The sequence below is a fragment of the Sphingomonas sp. IC081 genome (assembly GCF_006874585.1).
GTDB lineage: Bacteria > Pseudomonadota > Alphaproteobacteria > Sphingomonadales > Sphingomonadaceae > Novosphingobium.
Genome location: NZ_CP029761.1, coordinates 409,612 through 424,623, shown reverse-complemented (window position 1 = coordinate 424,623; position 15,012 = coordinate 409,612). Strand labels below are relative to the sequence as shown.

Sequence of the window (15,012 nt, the reverse complement as noted above, 5' to 3'; positions counted from 1 at the left end):
CTTAGTCTTCCTGTTCCTCGACGATCTCGTCGGCCCCGCTGACGTCCAGCGGGCGGGTTGCGGCGATCAGCTTGTCGGTGAGGACGAGCCTTGCGGAATGAATGATGTCCAGCCCGAACGTGACGCGGCCGGACTTCTTGTCGTCGACCGTGACCTGGTCGCCGTCGATGCCGACGAGTTCGCCGGTCAGTCCCTTGCGGTTGCCGTCGACCGGCGCGGTCAGGTTCACCTTGACCTCGTGACCGGCCCAGTTGGCATAGTCCTTCGGGCGGGTCAGCGGACGGTCGATGCCCGGCGAGCTGACTTCGAGACGGTAGGCTTCCTCGATCAGCACGTCGCCGGCTTCTTCAAGCGCGTCCATGCGATCGGAAATGCGGTGCGAGAGCTTCACGCAGTCCTCGATCACCAGCTGGCCCGTTGCCGGGTTCTCCGCCATGATCTGCAGCGCGATCTCGTCGTCGCCCACTTCGCTCTTGCCGAACACACGCACGCGCACGAGATCGAAGCCGAGGGCGGTAACCTCCGGTTCGATGACTTCAATAAGGCGTGCGATGTCGGCCAAGCCGTATTCTCCGAATCGATTCGTTGCTGTGAAACCGGCCACCGGGGCAACGCAGTTTCGCGCCGGCCCCTTCCGGCGCCAGCCCGAACCTTGTTTCACCAATGTCGGGATGAGGCGCAGATAAGCGCATTACCGGAAAAACGCAAGAGCGAGAGTCGCGGCCGCGGCGATGCGGGCACAAGGGCACACGAACCGCCGTAAACGGCACCGACCCGCCGCCTTGGCGACCTCCCGTCAGGACACACGCCGGGAAGTCAGCCGGTTCCTCCACCTTGGCAAAAAGACCCGAGGGTCGCGTTCGGGCTCGCCAGGAGAGCGACGGATCGGTGCCGCCAACCCGCCACCAGGGTGGCGAGCGCACCTCACAGGACAATGCAGGCCGGGCGGGATCGTGTGTGGGGGTGGGGCCCACCCGGCCTGCGTCCGGCGACGGAGGGAGGTGTCGCCGAACCACGTCATTCTTCTTGCCGGCGCGGGCATGATCGCCCCGCGCCCCGCAGGCGCTACCCCGCGCCTGCCAACAGACCTGCCTGGCGCATGCTGGCAACGCTGCGCCCGCCGATCACGAGATGGTCGAACAGATCAAGATCCACCGCCCGGCATACCGCGGCGATCTGGCGCGTGGCGACAACGTCGGCCCGGCTCGGCCGATGACTGCCGGAGGGATGGTTGTGCGCCAGCACGATGCCCGCCGCGTCACAGGCCAGCGCCCGCTGGACCAGCATCCGGTAGCTGCTGCCGATCGAGGCGACGCCGCCGGCGACGCACACCGCCTCGCCGATCAGTCGCCCGGCGTGGTCGAACGGCAGCTCCACCAGCACTTCCCGGCCAAGCCGGCCAAGCCGGACTACCAGCGCTTCGAGTAACCGGCTCGAGAGCGGACGGATCCGGCAGTATCCCGGGACCAGGTCTGCCAGGAACGATCGCTGCCATCCCGCCGCATCCGGCGCATATGCATCAGCGTCCCCGCCAGCAGCACCGCAAGCGCCAGCCCCGTCGGCGTACTGCGCATCACGGCATAGACCACCGGCGGGATGCCGATGTCCGCCCACCGTGCGAAATGCGCGCTGAGGCTCAGCAATTGCAGCGAAGTTGCCCATAACGGCCAGATCCTCATCGCGTGAAGCGCCAGCATGCCGAAACCGATGGTCCCCACCAGGTCCGTCAGGAGCGACAGGGGGTCCACGGTCCGGAAGCCGCTGGGAAGGAAGATCTCGGCGGTAGCCTCGAACCCGACCATCGCAAGGATGACCACGGCGCCCCAGCGTTCGGGAGCCCCACCCTTCCACAGCGCCAATGCCAGCGAAACGACCAGGAGCAGGAAAAAAACCAATTGTTCCGAATTGATCACACCAGCCCCTTCGCCATCGATCAGGCGGCGGTTGCCACCACCGCGCCGATCTCTTCCGCAGTCATCTCCGCGAGACGCGCTTCATCGGGGCAGCGGATCGGAATGTCCATGGTTTCCGCGATCTTCGAGAGGTCGCGGTGCGCCCGCACCAGTTCGAGACGGGCATCCATCAGGCTCTGCTGCAGCCGGGCAACGCGCGCCATCGGCTGCTGGCCAAGCCGGGCCGCCTCCTCGGTGACGATACGCGCCCGGGCGATCTCGGCAAAAAGCTCGCTCGACTTGGCGAGCAGTTCGTCCATGTCGTTCTCGACCGAGCGAATGGTGCGTGCGATGCGCATGCCTGCGATTTCCGGTGTCATGCCTCTAACCCCTATCTGCGCCGTGGCGCCGGTTCCCGTGACGGAGGCATCGGCGGCGGCCAGGCACGAGGGTAAGGGCAGACGCCGCTAGATCAGCCGCCCCAGGACATCGGCGATCGACAGCGTTGCCGCCAGCGTCACCGCCATCATCAGGGCCAGCACGATTACCGCGACGATGCGCCCGGCACGGCCGAACTTCGCATCGAAAGCCTCCAGACCCGCCAGCTCGATCGTCGGGGCTCCGTACCAGTCCGGATGCCGCTCCATCGGGCGGGCATCGGAGAGAACGAAGACCGGATCGACCGGCAAGTCCTGATCCGCTTCATCCGGCAGCGCGGGGCCGGCGTCGACACGGGAAAAATCACATAGGGGTTTGCCACATAGCTCGACCAGCTGGGCATAGAGGCGCGCGGTATCCTTGCGGTTGACCGTCCCCCACTTGTCGCGCACGGCGCCGATCCGCTGATCCACGGTGTTGGGCGCGATCGCCAGTTCACGGGCGATTTCCTTGGTGGTGCGGTGCATGACCAGCAGGTCCAGCACCTCGACCTGCTTGTCGGTGAGGCTGCCCAGCATGGCCTTGCCTTCCGCAATGTCGGTCACGTCGTCCACACTGCCCTCAATCGGTGCATCCCAGGGTCCATGCCTGCCGGGGTACTATACCAGAACACCACCCTATACGGGCAGTCCCTTAAAGAAAATATCTTCAGGAAATCAGTCGCCGGATGCCCGGCTTTCCCAAGTCCACCCTGAAAAACCCCATACGGGTTCACCGGGCCCCTTAAACCGATTCGGGGTCCGAAAGCGAATCCCGCCGTCCGGCGGCCGAAGACGGCGCCACAATCGTATCGGCGGAAAGGCGATGCCGCTTGATCGCATGGCGCAACTGGTCGTAACTCAATCCCAGCGCCGCCGCCGCCCGCCGCTGGTTCCAGCGATGCCCCTCCAGCGCCTCGACCAGCAGCGCCCGCTCGTAAGCCTCGACCGCCCCGCGCAAGTCGCGCCCGGCACGGGGCGGACCTGCCGAAACCGGCGCAGATGCCGCCGCAGGCGAAACAGACACATCGGCGAGCGGCGATACGCGCACTGGAACCGGAACTGGCCCCTGCACTGACACTGGCACCGGCACCGGCTCGGCCCGCCAGGGGTAATCGAACGGGTCGAAGACGATTCGCGCGATCGGCTCCTCTTCCAGCCCCCAGCGGTAGACCGCCCGCTCCACCACATTGCGCAGTTCACGCACGTTGCCGGGCCAGCGATGCGCCTCCAGCGCCGCCATCGCCTCGGCCGCGAAGCCCGGCCAGCGATCCCACTCCAGTTCGCTGGCCATGCGGCGGCCATAGTAGTCGGCCAGTTCGAACACGTCCCCCTCGCGCGCACGCAGCGGCGGCAGGTTGATGACCTCGAAGCTGAGCCGGTCGAGCAGGTCGGCGCGGAAGGTGCCTTCCTCCACCATGCGCGGCAGGTCGGCATTGGTGGCGCCGACGATGCGCACATCGACCTGCACCGGCCGCGAGGCGCCGATCCGCGCGACCTCGCCATATTCGATGGCGCGCAGCAGCCGCTCCTGCGCCGCCATCGACAGGGTGCCGAGTTCGTCGAGGAACAGGGTGCCGCGATCGGCCTCCTCGAAGCGCCCTGCCCGCGCCCGCACCGCGCCGGTGAAGGCCCCCGCCTCGTGCCCGAACAGTTCCGCCTCGATCAGCGCCTCGGGCAGCGCCGCGCAGTTGAGCGTGACCAGCGGCTCCCCCCAGCGCGGCGAGAGGTGGTGGAGGCGCTGGGCGATCAGTTCCTTGCCGGTCCCCCGCTCGCCGATCACCAGCACCGGACGGCGCACGGCCGCGGCACGGCTCGCCCGCTCGACCGCGTCGAGGAAGGCAGAGGACTGGCCAATGAACTGGACTTCGCGCTCCATTCCCAAATGTTAGCGAAATTTCCCATTCATTGGCAATTCATATTTCCGCCCTCGCCAAGACAAGACACTGAAATCACGTAATTCCGCCATTTCCGCAATTTGGCACACCCCTTGCGAAGCATGGGACAATCTCACCTGATCCCAATCGAAGGACCGATGCCATGCCGTTCCATGAAGCTCCCGCAGCCAGCCGTGACGCCGCCCGCGCCCCGGCGCGCAGCAAGCTCGACTGGGCGATCCTCATCAGCATCTTGGCGATGGGTTCGCTCAACCTCGTGGCCATGAGCGACCAGTTCGCCACCAAGGCCCATGCGGCGGCCCCCGTGTGCATGGGGAGCCACCTGCAATGAGCAGGCTCGACGCGGAGATCGAAATTCTCCAGACTTCGGGGCAAGCCGCCGGCAGCGCCCGGGACGGCCGCGCCCGCCCTTTCGATCCGAGCCAGCTCGGTTTCGAGAGCCGGACGCGGACACGCGGCAACCACGGAACCACGGACTTCAAGGCTTCGGGCATCCATAATTCGGGCTTCGGCACCAAAGGAACAACCACGATGGGTATCTTCTCCCGCACCCGCGACATCATCGCCGCCAACTTCAACGACATGCTCGACAAGGCCGAAGACCCGGCCAAGATGATCCGCCTGATCATCCTCGAGATGGAAGAGACGCTGGTCGAGGTGCGCACCAGCAGCGCGCGGACCATCGCCGACCAGAAGGAACTGCGCCGCCACGTCGGCAAGCTCGACCGGCTCCAGGCCGACTGGGGCGACAAGGCCCAGCTCGCGCTCAGCAAGGACCGCGAGGATCTTGCCCGCGCCGCCCTGCTCGAACGCAAGAAGGCCGCCGACATGGCCGAGCAGCTCAATGCCGAGATCCTCGTGCTCGACGATGCCCTGCGCGCCTACGAGGCCGACATCGAGAAGCTGCAGAGCCGCCTGCGCGAAGCCCGCAGCCGCCAGTCCTCGATCGCCGCGCGCTTGCAGAGCGCCGAGAATCGCGTCAAACTGCGCACCTTGCTGTCGAGCGAGCGCGTGGACGAGGCGCTGGTGCGTTTCGAACAGCTCGAACGCCGTGTCGACTATGCGGAAGGCCGTGCCGAGGCGATGAGCCTGGCCGACAAGCGCCAGCCGACGCTCGCCGAAGAGATCGCCGCACTCGCCGATGGCGACACGATCGACGCCGAACTGGCCGAGATGAAGCGCGCGATGGGCACGCCTGCCGCCAGCGCTCCTGCCAAGCCGGACGGCGATCCGTTCTGATCCTGCCGGCGCGCGCCTGGCCTCCCGGCATGCGCGCGCCGCCCGGCCCCCTCAAGCAGGGGTGTGACCGGGCCAGTAACCGGGAGCCGAGGCCCTTTGCCTCCCAGCGTTTCAGGGGAAGGAAACCAGCAGTGTCACGCGGACAATTCTATCTCGACAAGTCGAACGGCAAGATCAAGGGCGTCTGCGCGGGGATCGCCGACTATACCGGGATCGACGCCTTGTGGGTGCGCCTTGCGGCAGTCCTGCTGACGTGTTTCGGCCTCGCGGGCTTCACCGTCTTTGCCTACATCATGATCGCCTGGCTGGCGGACGACAAGCCGATGTACCTCTATTCCGAAGAGGAGGAGGACCGCCTGCTGCGCCGCATGGAACAGCGCCGGGTGCGCCGCAGCCGCGGCCTTGATCGGGGCCTCGGCCTTGGCGGTTTCGCCATGACCCGCGAAAGCGCCCGCTCTGGCCGCCTGCGCTCGGACATCTCGGACATCGACCGCCGCGTCGCCGAGATGGAGGAACACTACAAGACCAGCAGCACCTCGCGCCTCGCCGCCGAAATCGACAGCCTGCGCTGATCCGCCCCCCGACGGCAAGAGAGATACAGGACCATGGACAACCACACGATCGCGCTGCTCATTCCGCTGGCGCCGTTCATCATCGGCGGTTTCGCGATCTGGACCCGCCACCAGCGCAAGATGGCGGAACTGCAGGTCGAGGCGACCGCCGAAAAGGCCGCGCAATACGCCTCGAACGCCCGCGAACTGGAAGAGCGCGTGCGCGTGCTCGAACGCATCGTCACCGATGGCGGCTACAACACCGCGCTCCAGATCGAGGCCCTTCGCGACACACGGATGGGCGATCAGCGCGCCGCGGATACCGGCACGACGGAAAAGGAAACCCGCCAGTGAGCTTCGGGGACTTCATGGGCCTGGCCGCCGTCATGGGCGCGATGATCGCCATCGCCGCGATCCTTGCCGGGGTCTACAAGCGCCGCCTCGCCTTCCTGGAGCGCAAGCTGGAACTGACCGCCGGCATCACCGCCCGGAACGCTGCCGAAAAGGCCGCGCAATACGCCACCCACAATGCCGAAATCGAGAGCCGCCTGCGCGCCCTCGAAACCATCGTCACCGACGGCGCCTGGGACACCGCGCGCCAGATCGAAACGCTGCGCGACCGCGAACCGCGCGCGAACTGACCACAGGGAAATTTTCAAACATGGCACTCGATTTTGTCGTGATCGAAGCGCTCGCGCCCGTCATCATCTCGGCGACCGCGGTGGCGACGCTGGGCTGGGTGGTCAACAACTGGCTGCGCATGCGCAATGGCTATCCGCTGGAAAATTCCTGGGGCAAGGCACTCTATCCCAAGGACAACAACGAGGCCCAGGCCCGCGTGCAACTGCTCACCCAGGAGAATGCCCAGCTGCGCGCCGAAGTGGGTTCGATCAAGGACCGCCTCGCCAGCGTCGAGCGGATTGTCACCGACCAGGGTTATGATGTAGCCCTCCAGATCGAAGGCCTGCGGGAAGCCCGACTTGAGGCCCGTCAAGAGGTTACCAAGCAATGAGCTTCTGGACTGCCGTTGTCGTCATGTTCGCCATCGCCAGCGGCGTCTGGCTGCGGGCCCAGAAGCTGCGCGGCGAGAAGCCGGGCTTCGGCGGCGAAGACCATGGCCAGCGCGAACACGAACTCGAAGCCGAAGTCGAAAACCTGCGCAAGCGCATCGCCGTGCTCGAACGCATCGCCACCGATGACAAGCGCGGCTCCGACCTCGCCCGGCAGATCGAGGCGCTCCGGGATTGAGGCGCTCCGGGATTGAGGAAAGTCCGCCCGCAAGCGCATTCCCAAACGCCTCTCAGGCCGCGAGAAGCCCCGCTTCTCGCGCGCCGCTCCGCCGCAGCATGGCCCGGTAGGCGGTAACCAGCGAGAGCGAGACCCCCGCCACCGCCGCGCCGATGATCATGTCGATCAGGTAATGCGTGCCCTCCACCGGGGTCGACAGCAGCATGCCCGCGTTGAGGGTGACGATCGGCCAGCGCAGCCCGGCGATCCGCCAGCCCGCCGCGATATAGAGCACCGCCGCCGCAGTGTGGAAACTCGGCGCCGAGACGATCCCGCGCAAGTGGGCGATGTCGACCTGCGTCACGCTGTGCGCCCGCAAGCCCGGGATCAGCCCCTGCTGCCACAGTTCGCTCTCGGGCATATAGGGGATCGCCCCGTGCCACAGGTAGGAGAACGGGCCGACCGCCGGCATCAGGCTGAACACGCCCAGCGTGATCACCGCCGCCAGCCAGAAGGCGGCGAGAAACTCGTAGGCCCGGCCCTGCCGTCCGGTCCAGGCCGCATGGGCCAGCAGCACTGCCGGGGTGAAATAGATGCTGCGATAGGCGGCAGTGCCCAGCAGTTGCAGCACGGGATGCGCGGCGACGCGCCGGTAGCACTCCAGCCAGTCGAACCCGAGCGCCAGGTCGATGCGCTGCAAGGCCGCATCGGCATAGCCATGCGTGAGCGCCGCCACCGGATAGCTTGCCGTCGCCCCCATCAGCGAGATCAGCGCGAAAAGCGCCGCATACTCGCTGAAGCGCGCGACCGGCACGGCGTGGCGCCAGTCGCTGCGCGGCAAGCCGAACCGCAGCGCCATGAGGGCCAGGCCCGCCGCGTAGAACGGCAGGTTGTCACCGCGCCACGGATCGATGTGCAATGCCGCGCGGCGCATCAGCAGCGACAGCACGCAGAGACTGACCAGCAACGCGACCAGCAAATGCCGCCGCAGACGCGGCCCGCTCTTGCGCAATGCCGCCAGGGCAGTGGCCATTGCGGCTGCCTGTGCATCGTGCGCAGCGGCCACGGGACTATCTTGCAGGCGCCAGGACGGCGGCGTCGGGATCATCGAATCGAATCCAGGAGGGTATGAGGGCGTGCTGCCGGGCTCCCGGCGATCCGCCCGCGACGCTTAAGCGAAGGTGAACTGGATAGCCATAGTCCGCGTGCGTTCACCAAACCCGATGCCCGACCCGGTTCACACGGCGACGGGAACCAGCCCCTGCACACCCGCATCGTAACGGCAGAACGAGAGATTCCGGTCCTGACCGATCACCGCCAGCGTCCCGTTGTGGAGACGCGCCTCTCCCGAAGCAATGCGGCGGTCGGCCACCGCGATGACATTGGCGATGTCGGTGAAATCCGCCCCTTCCAGCGCCGTCAGCCCATAGTTCCACCATTGCAGGCGCAGCAGTTCGGCAATGACTTCCGGCTCGAAGCGATAGCGGATGATCCGCGCGGGCGAGCCGCCGACAACCGCGTAGGGCGGGACGTCCTTCGTCACCACCGCACGCGCCGCAACGATCGCGCCGTCACCGATCGTCACCCCACACCGAATGAAGGCGCCTTCACCAATCCACACATCGTTGCCGATACGGACCTTGTTCGCCCGTTCGCCCAGCGCCGTTGCCAGCTTGCGTCCGGCAATCGCCATGCCGTGCCGGTTATTGGCCTTGAAGGTCTCGATCGCGCGTCCCTTCATCGGGAAACCGACGAAGATCGGGCTGGCGGACACGAAATCGGTAGGATGTTCCGACTGACCGCAAATCACGTTGGCAGCAATCGAACAGAACCGGCCGATGGATTCGATGTGCATCATGAAGGTGCTTGACCCGTTGATGCCGATATAGCTGAACGCACCCATAAAACCGAACTTGAAGACGCCGTAATCGAGCCGCGCCGGGCTTTCGATGATCGTCTCGCTGGTGTCATGATGGGAAAACAGGAACTGGGTGTCGCCGCGAATCTCGATATCCATGCCGTTGAGCGATGCAATCTGGTCATCGGAAAGAGCGGCAATCATCTTAGACCTCAAATAATGTTGAGGCCCTATTATAAGCATTATTCAGCCGCTTGCGCCGAGCGGCACGAATGGCCGCGCCTTACATTCTGTTAAACGAAAACGCGGCCATCGGTTGTTCAGCGCAGCGGCACCCGCGTTTCCAGTTCGGCCAGCCACACCGCCGCGCTGGCGTCGGAGGGTGCGCGCCAGTCACCGCGCGGGCTCAGCGCGCCGCCGGAGGACACCTTCGGCCCGTTGGGCACCGCCGAGCGCTTGAACTGGCTGAAGGCGAAGAAGCGCCGAAGGAACTTCTCCAGCCAGGAACGGATCGCGGCGAGGTCATACTCGTTCTTGCGATCTTCCGGGAAACCCGCCGGCCAGGTACCCAAGGCGGTATCGTGCCAGGCATGGAGCGCCAGGAACGCCACTTTCGACGGCTTCTGCCCGAAGCGCATAACGTGGTGGAGGAAGAAGTCGTTGAGTTCGTAAGGCCCGATCTTCGCCTCGGTGCTCTGGATCGCGCCGTCGGCGCCAGCCGGCACGAGTTCGGGCGAGATCTCGGTGCCGAGGATGGCGAGCAGCACTTCTTCGGTTTCCGCGCCGAACTGGCCGGTCGTCGCGCACCAGCGGATCAGGTACTGGATCAGCGTCTTGGGCACGCCCGCATTGACCGTGTAGTGGCTCATCTGGTCGCCGACGCCGTATGTGCACCAGCCAAGCGCCAGCTCGGACAAGTCGCCGGTGCCGATCACGAAGCCGTCGTGCTGGTTGGCCAGGCGGAACAGGTAATCGGTGCGCAGGCCCGCCTGCACGTTCTCGAAGGTCACGTCATAGACGGGCTCTCCGTTCGAGAAGGCATGGCCGATGTCCTGCAGCATCGTCGTCGCCGCAGGGCGGATGTCGATCTCCTCGGCGGTGATGCCGACAGCGTTCATCAGCGTCCAGGCGTTGGACTTGGTGCCGTCGCTGGTGGCGAAACCGGGCATCGTGTAGCCGCGAATGAAGCTGCGCGGCAGGCCCAGCCGGTCGCAGGCGCGGGCGGCGACGATCAGCGCGTGGGTCGAATCGAGCCCGCCCGAGATGCCGATCACCATCGACTTCGCGCCCGTGGCCTCGATCCGGCGCATCAGGCCGTCCACCTGGATGTTGAACGCCTCGTAGCAGTCGGCATCGAGCTTGTCGGCGCGCGAGGGCACGAAGGGGAAGCGCGAGACCGGACGGATCAACCCGATGTCGCCGCCCGCCGGGGCATGGCGGAAGCGCACGGTGCGGAACGTCTCGTCGGGATTGCCCGCCACTTCGGCCGCGTCGTTGAACGTGGGCACGCGCATCCGGTCCATGACGATGCGGTCCACATCGACGTCGGCGATGCACAGTTCCGCCTCCAGCGAGAAGCGCTCGCTCTCCGCCAGCAGGTCGCCCAGTTCGTAGACGATGCCCTGCCCGTCCCAGGCAAGGTCGGTCGTGCTCTCGCCGTGTCCGGCGGCGGAATAGATGTAGGCCGCCGTGGCGCGGGCGGACTGCGAGCGGCAGAGCAAGTGTCGTTCGTCCGACTTGCCGATGACGATGTTGGAGGCCGAGAGGTTGCACAGGATCGTCGCCCCGGCGAGCGCGCCGTGCGAGCTGGGCGGGGTGGCCGCCCAGATATCCTCGCAGATCTCGATGAAGAAGCGGAAGTTGGGCAGCACGTCGGAGGCGAAGACCAGATCGACGCCGAAGGGCACCTCCTGCCCGTTCACGCGGATGGTCCGGCCCTTCAGCGTCTTGCCGCTGGCAAACCAGCGCTTCTCGTAGAACTCGCGGTAGTTGGGCAGGTAGGACTTGGGCACCACGCCCAGCAGCCGCCCATGCGCGATGGCGAGCGCGCAGTTGTAGAGCCTCCCCTTGTGCGGCAGCGCCGCGCCGACCAGCAGCACGGGCGAGAGATCGGCGCTGGCGTGGACGATTTCCGCCACGGCCGCTTCCACCGCCTCGATCATCGCCGCCTGCAAGTGCAGGTCGTCGATCGCGTAGGACGAGAGGCACAGTTCGGGGAAGACCAAGAGGTCCACATGCGCCTCATGCGCGCGCTGCGCCTCTGCCAGCACGGCGTCGCGGTTGAAGGCGACATCGGCGGTGCGGACCTTGGGCGTGGAAGTGGCGACGCGCACGAAGCCGTGTTCGTGCATGGAGAAAAAGGGATGTGCACTCATGGGCAATTCCCTGACAGGAACGGAAGCCAGAGGCAACTTCCCCTTGCCCTCCCCCGCGCCGCGCTTAAATGGCAGGTCATGCGCAGCCTCGACGACATCCGCGAAGAATACGAGTTTTCCGAAGGCGATGAACGCTATCGCCTCCTGATCGGCCTCGGTTCCGAACTCGATCCCATGCCCGACGCCCTGAAGACCGACGCGACCAAAGTGCGCGGCTGCTCGGCCAGCGTCTGGGTCTATCCGATGGCGCAGGACGACGGCACGCTGCACTTCCTGGCGGACAGCAACGCCGCGATCACCAAGGGCATCGTCTCGCTGGTGATCTCCGCCGTGCAGGACCGTCCCGCCGCCGAAGTGGCCGCGACCGACATCGCCGCCGCGCTCGAACCGTTCGACCTCAGGAACCAGCTCTCCTCCAACCGCACCCAGGGCGTGCCCAACATGATCGCGCTGATCCGCGAGACGGCGGCGCGCTATGCGCAAGGTGCAGGCACCGCATGAGGCACGTCAGCCGCCACGCATGGATGGCGGCGGGGCTGTTCTTCGTGGCGCTGGGCACGATCGGCATCTTCCTGCCGGTCATGCCGACGGTAGTGTTCTACCTGCTGGCCGCCTGGTGCTTCGGCAAGAGCCACCCGGAATGGGCGGAACGGCTCTACAATCATCCCACCCACGGCCATCACTTGCGCGCATGGCGCGACCGGCGCGCCATCAGCCGCAAGGGCAAGGTCTCGGCGCTGCTGGCCATGAGCGCCTCGGTCCCGTTCACATGGTTCACTCTGGGCTGGCCATGGGTACTGATTCCGGCGGGCGTGCTGGCCGTGATCGGCCCATGGATCTGGACGCGGGCGGAGTAGCGGATTGCAGGCCGGGGCCGAAAGTCAGCGCGCCGCCACCTGCCGGTGCCGGGCGTCGCGGCCATAGACATCGTCCAGCAGCACTACCCCGTCCCTGGAGGCCCCGTTTTTCCTGGCACCCTCCACCGAGGCCCCGGCCGTCAGGTAGGTGAGATAGACCGGCACCGGCACCGGCAAGGCCACCAGCTGCTCCGGCGCGCTGCCGGGGGCGGGAAGCCGGTAGGCCGCCCCCATCAGCCACCGTCCCAGTTCGTCGGCATTGCCGAGCCGGACGCAGCCGTTGGAGAAGTGGCGGTTTTCCTTCAGCAGCAAGTCGCGGTTGGGGGTATCGTGAAGGTAGATGCCCTCCCCGTTCGGGAACACGAACTTGACCTTGCCCATCGCATTGGCCGGGCCCGGCAATTCGCGCACGCGCAAGTCCCGCTTGCCCGCCGCCACCGCGCGCCAGTCGATCGTGGCGGGATCGATGCGCCGGGGATTGTCGCCCCAGTCCGACAAGGCCTCCATGCGCATCGAGGCCAGCGAGCGCCCGGCCAGCACCTTGCGGGCGATGCTGTCACGGGTGAGGTAGTCGGGCACGTTCCAGTAGGGATTGAACACCGCCCAGCCGACGTAGCCCGCCAGCATCGGCGTCTGCGTCCGGCCCGCGCCCACCACCACTTTCATCGATCCGGCCAGCCTGCCGTCCTGATAGTACCAGAGGCGCGCGCTGGCCGCGTCGACGACGATATGGCGCACCGAGGCGGGCGGCAGCACCCGCGCCCGCTCGATGTTGAGGCGGATGACCGCGAGCACCTCCTCGCTCTCGCCCCGCGCCAGCGCGGTGCGCAGCAGATCGCGCAGGCGCAGGTAATGGGGGCTCATCCAGGCCATGGTCTGCAGATGGGCGGCAAGGTCCTGCGCCGTCGCCGCGCGCAGCACCGCCTCGTCGTCCAGCCTGGGCGGTTCGAGACCCGGCCCCACAAAGGTCATGCCGACATCGCGCGTCTCGCGCATCTCGTGGACATAACGCACAAAGACGCGCGACAGCGCCAGTTCGGCGCGGGCCTGCGCGCGCGGATCGCCGCCCTGCGCGGCGGCCAAGGCGCCGCGCAGGGCCTCGGGATCGTAACGGCCGGGCCTGAGCCCATCGAGATCGGCCTCGCCAAGCTCCTCCAGCAGGAGCGCGGCAGGCCTGCCGCTCTGCCCGTTCTCCAGCCAGAGCGGACGATACCCGCGCGCCGCGTAGAACCGGCCGAGCTTTCCGCCCGCCTCGGCCCGGATCGCCGCCTGGAGGGCAAGCTCCCCTGCGCCCCCCGGCGCGCCGGAAGCGGCGTCCGGAGGCGCACCGGAGAGCTTGCCGGCAGGCGTGCCGGGCGCCGCCGCGCCCGCCGATGCCAGCGCCGATACACTGGGCAGCGGCGTTGCGGCGAGAACCAGCGCAGTCGCGCCGGCGCCAAGGAGAAGCGGACGGCAGGTCATCGCAAGGTCGTCGCAAGGTCGTCGCAGTGGGCGAACACCCGCGAGGGCGTCCCTCAGCCGCGCTCGCCCCGACTGCCGGACGGCGGCGGCACGCAAGTCGGGTGGTAGACACCGTCGGACGTGTAGTAGCCGTCGACCATGCCGTCGCCGTCCCGATCGGCCGCCATCGTTCCGGGGATCGCCCCCGGCGGCAGCGGCGGCCTTGCCGGCGGCGGCGGAGCAGGCGCGGGAATCGCGTCCCCACTCGACGAGCAACCGCCCATTGCCAGGCTTCCCGCCATCAGGCCGCCGGCCACCAGCACTTTCAGGATGTCCTTTCTCATGGGGCAACACTCCCAAAGACACGTGCCGGGAAAGGAACGGTTGGGGATCACACGCCTAAGCGTTCCGGTGGCACGGAAAAATACGTACTCCCGATGCAAAGTGGCCTATATGGACGGTTGAAGCATGCGCGGCAAAGCGTGCATTAGGAGCGACGAACGGAAACGCCCGATCAGGGCTCTCCGGCCTCCTCGAATCCGCGGCCGGCGTCGCTGTCCACCGCCTCGCGCAGCACCGCGATGCCGGACAGCCGCTGCCGGCGCAAGTCCCGCCGCAAGGCCGCCGGATCGCGCGCGACCAGGAAACCGAAGCTCACCCCGCCCTCCTTGCCAAGCGTCGCATGGTGCAAGCGGTGCGCCTGCACGAGTCGCCGCGCATAGCCGCGGCGCGGCACCCATTTGAAATAGCGCTGGTGCACCAGTCCGTCGTGGATCAGGCTATAGATGACGCCGTAGATCAGCACACCGATGCCCATCCACGTCCCCGGCGCCCAGGCCCGCGCGCCCAGGATCATCGGCGAACCCAGCACGAACAGGGCGATGCTGATCCCCGCACCGAACAGGGCATAGAGGTCGTTCTTCTCCAGCACGCCTGTGTGCGGCTCATGATGGTCGCGGTGCCAGGCCCAGCCGAAGCCGTGCATCACATACTTGTGGCTGGCCCAGGCGATCCCTTCCATCGCGGCCACCGTGGCCAGGACAACAAGAACCGGAAGCAGCAAGGCGGGAATGGAGGACATGCGGCCAGCCTAGCGCCGCCCCCCCGGTTTGTCAGGAACCGATTGCCCTTTCGCCGCGACTTTGCCCGGCCAGCCCCTGCCGGTCACAGGACAAGGCAGGTCGCAGGACAAAAAAAAGGCCGGTCCGTGAGGACCAGCCCTTGAAAGTCTTTGGGAGAGGATGCCTGAAAGGCGAGTT

At 66.8% G+C, this 15,012-nt stretch carries 21 protein-coding genes; 9 read left to right on the top strand and 12 right to left on the bottom strand.

Annotated features, from left to right (window positions below; translation table 11 throughout):
• Nucleotide 1: 1 nt before the first annotated feature.
• The 6 genes from rimP to pspF form a co-directional block, all read right to left on the bottom strand.
• On the bottom strand, nt 2-562 hold the full coding sequence (gene rimP / locus DM450_RS02125) for a ribosome maturation protein RimP (protein ID WP_142632385.1): 561 nt from the start codon (nt 560-562) through the stop codon (nt 2-4).
• Between the two features lie 503 nt (nt 563-1,065).
• Nucleotides 1,066-1,377, bottom strand: coding sequence for a JAB domain-containing protein (locus DM450_RS02120; RefSeq protein WP_260610085.1), 312 nt, complete (start codon nt 1,375-1,377; stop codon nt 1,066-1,068).
• 32 nt (nt 1,378-1,409) lie between these two features.
• Nucleotides 1,410-1,913, bottom strand: coding sequence for a hypothetical protein (locus DM450_RS25680; RefSeq protein WP_185928794.1), 504 nt, complete (start codon nt 1,911-1,913; stop codon nt 1,410-1,412).
• A gap of 20 nt (nt 1,914-1,933) precedes the next feature.
• A complete protein-coding gene (locus tag DM450_RS02115) occupies nt 1,934-2,272 on the bottom strand; it encodes a hypothetical protein (protein ID WP_242526235.1) in 339 nt (112 codons plus the stop codon).
• Between the two features lie 87 nt (nt 2,273-2,359).
• The gene (locus tag DM450_RS02110) at nt 2,360-2,875 is read right to left on the bottom strand and encodes a helix-turn-helix domain-containing protein (RefSeq protein ID WP_260610084.1); all 516 of its coding nucleotides are present in this window, start codon (nt 2,873-2,875) and stop codon (nt 2,360-2,362) included.
• Nucleotides 2,876-3,053: 178 nt separating this feature from the next.
• Nucleotides 3,054-4,187, bottom strand: a complete 1,134-nt coding sequence (gene pspF, locus DM450_RS02105; RefSeq protein WP_142632384.1) for a phage shock protein operon transcriptional activator — start codon at nt 4,185-4,187, stop codon at nt 3,054-3,056.
• 161 nt (nt 4,188-4,348) lie between these two features.
• On the opposite strand from pspF, the gene DM450_RS02100 reads away from it, so the two are divergent.
• From DM450_RS02100 to DM450_RS02070, 7 genes are all read left to right on the top strand, one after another.
• Entirely contained in the window at nt 4,349-4,537 is a 189-nt protein-coding gene (locus DM450_RS02100; RefSeq protein WP_142632383.1) for a hypothetical protein, read from the top strand.
• A complete protein-coding gene (gene pspA / locus DM450_RS02095) occupies nt 4,534-5,445 on the top strand; it encodes a phage shock protein PspA (protein ID WP_142632382.1) in 912 nt (303 codons plus the stop codon). The genes DM450_RS02100 and pspA overlap by 4 nt, the downstream gene beginning before the upstream one ends.
• Before the next feature lie 131 nt (nt 5,446-5,576).
• On the top strand, nt 5,577-6,017 hold the full coding sequence (locus DM450_RS02090) for a PspC domain-containing protein (protein WP_142632381.1): 441 nt from the start codon (nt 5,577-5,579) through the stop codon (nt 6,015-6,017).
• 33 nt (nt 6,018-6,050) lie between these two features.
• A complete protein-coding gene (locus DM450_RS02085) occupies nt 6,051-6,350 on the top strand; it encodes a hypothetical protein (protein ID WP_142632380.1) in 300 nt (99 codons plus the stop codon).
• Nucleotides 6,347-6,637: a hypothetical protein gene (locus DM450_RS02080; RefSeq protein WP_142632379.1), complete on the top strand. Its 291-nt coding sequence runs from the start codon at nt 6,347-6,349 to the stop codon at nt 6,635-6,637. Before DM450_RS02085 ends, DM450_RS02080 begins: the two co-directional genes overlap by 4 nt.
• Before the next feature lie 20 nt (nt 6,638-6,657).
• Nucleotides 6,658-7,008 (top strand): hypothetical protein, encoded by a 351-nt coding sequence (locus tag DM450_RS02075; RefSeq protein ID WP_260610081.1) that lies wholly within the window; start codon nt 6,658-6,660, stop codon nt 7,006-7,008.
• On the top strand, nt 7,005-7,244 hold the full coding sequence (locus DM450_RS02070; protein WP_142632378.1) for a hypothetical protein: 240 nt from the start codon (nt 7,005-7,007) through the stop codon (nt 7,242-7,244). Before DM450_RS02075 ends, DM450_RS02070 begins: the two co-directional genes overlap by 4 nt.
• Nucleotides 7,245-7,296: 52 nt before the next feature.
• Here the strand turns inward: DM450_RS02070 and DM450_RS02065 are convergent, their stop codons facing one another.
• The 3 genes from DM450_RS02065 to DM450_RS02055 form a co-directional block, all read right to left on the bottom strand.
• The gene (locus DM450_RS02065) at nt 7,297-8,256 is read right to left on the bottom strand and encodes a phosphatase PAP2 family protein (protein ID WP_142637399.1); all 960 of its coding nucleotides are present in this window, start codon (nt 8,254-8,256) and stop codon (nt 7,297-7,299) included.
• Nucleotides 8,257-8,460: 204 nt separating this feature from the next.
• Complete coding sequence (locus DM450_RS26450) at nt 8,461-9,285, bottom strand: CatB-related O-acetyltransferase (RefSeq protein ID WP_312846159.1); 825 nt, start codon at nt 9,283-9,285, stop codon at nt 8,461-8,463.
• Nucleotides 9,286-9,401: 116 nt separating this feature from the next.
• Nucleotides 9,402-11,456 carry an NAD(+) synthase gene (locus DM450_RS02055; RefSeq protein ID WP_142632377.1) on the bottom strand — a complete coding sequence of 685 codons (2,055 nt, stop codon included), beginning with the start codon at nt 11,454-11,456 and terminating at the stop codon, nt 9,402-9,404.
• Nucleotides 11,457-11,534: 78 nt separating this feature from the next.
• Here DM450_RS02055 and DM450_RS02050 point away from each other — a divergent pair, with 78 nt between their 5' ends.
• Nucleotides 11,535-11,957, top strand: coding sequence for a SufE family protein (locus DM450_RS02050; protein WP_142632376.1), 423 nt, complete (start codon nt 11,535-11,537; stop codon nt 11,955-11,957).
• Nucleotides 11,954-12,313, top strand: a complete 360-nt coding sequence (locus DM450_RS02045) for a YbaN family protein (RefSeq protein ID WP_142632375.1) — start codon at nt 11,954-11,956, stop codon at nt 12,311-12,313. Before DM450_RS02050 ends, DM450_RS02045 begins: the two co-directional genes overlap by 4 nt.
• Before the next feature lie 24 nt (nt 12,314-12,337).
• On the opposite strand, the gene DM450_RS02040 is transcribed toward DM450_RS02045, so the two are convergent.
• The 3 genes from DM450_RS02040 to DM450_RS02030 form a co-directional block, all read right to left on the bottom strand.
• The gene (locus DM450_RS02040) at nt 12,338-13,774 is read right to left on the bottom strand and encodes a L,D-transpeptidase family protein (protein WP_142632374.1); all 1,437 of its coding nucleotides are present in this window, start codon (nt 13,772-13,774) and stop codon (nt 12,338-12,340) included.
• A gap of 53 nt (nt 13,775-13,827) precedes the next feature.
• Nucleotides 13,828-14,097 carry a hypothetical protein gene (locus DM450_RS02035; protein WP_142632373.1) on the bottom strand — a complete coding sequence of 90 codons (270 nt, stop codon included), beginning with the start codon at nt 14,095-14,097 and terminating at the stop codon, nt 13,828-13,830.
• A 170-nt stretch (nt 14,098-14,267) separates the two neighbouring features.
• The gene (locus DM450_RS02030) at nt 14,268-14,834 is read right to left on the bottom strand and encodes a sterol desaturase family protein (RefSeq protein ID WP_142632372.1); all 567 of its coding nucleotides are present in this window, start codon (nt 14,832-14,834) and stop codon (nt 14,268-14,270) included.
• Nucleotides 14,835-15,012: the final 178 nt, after the last annotated feature.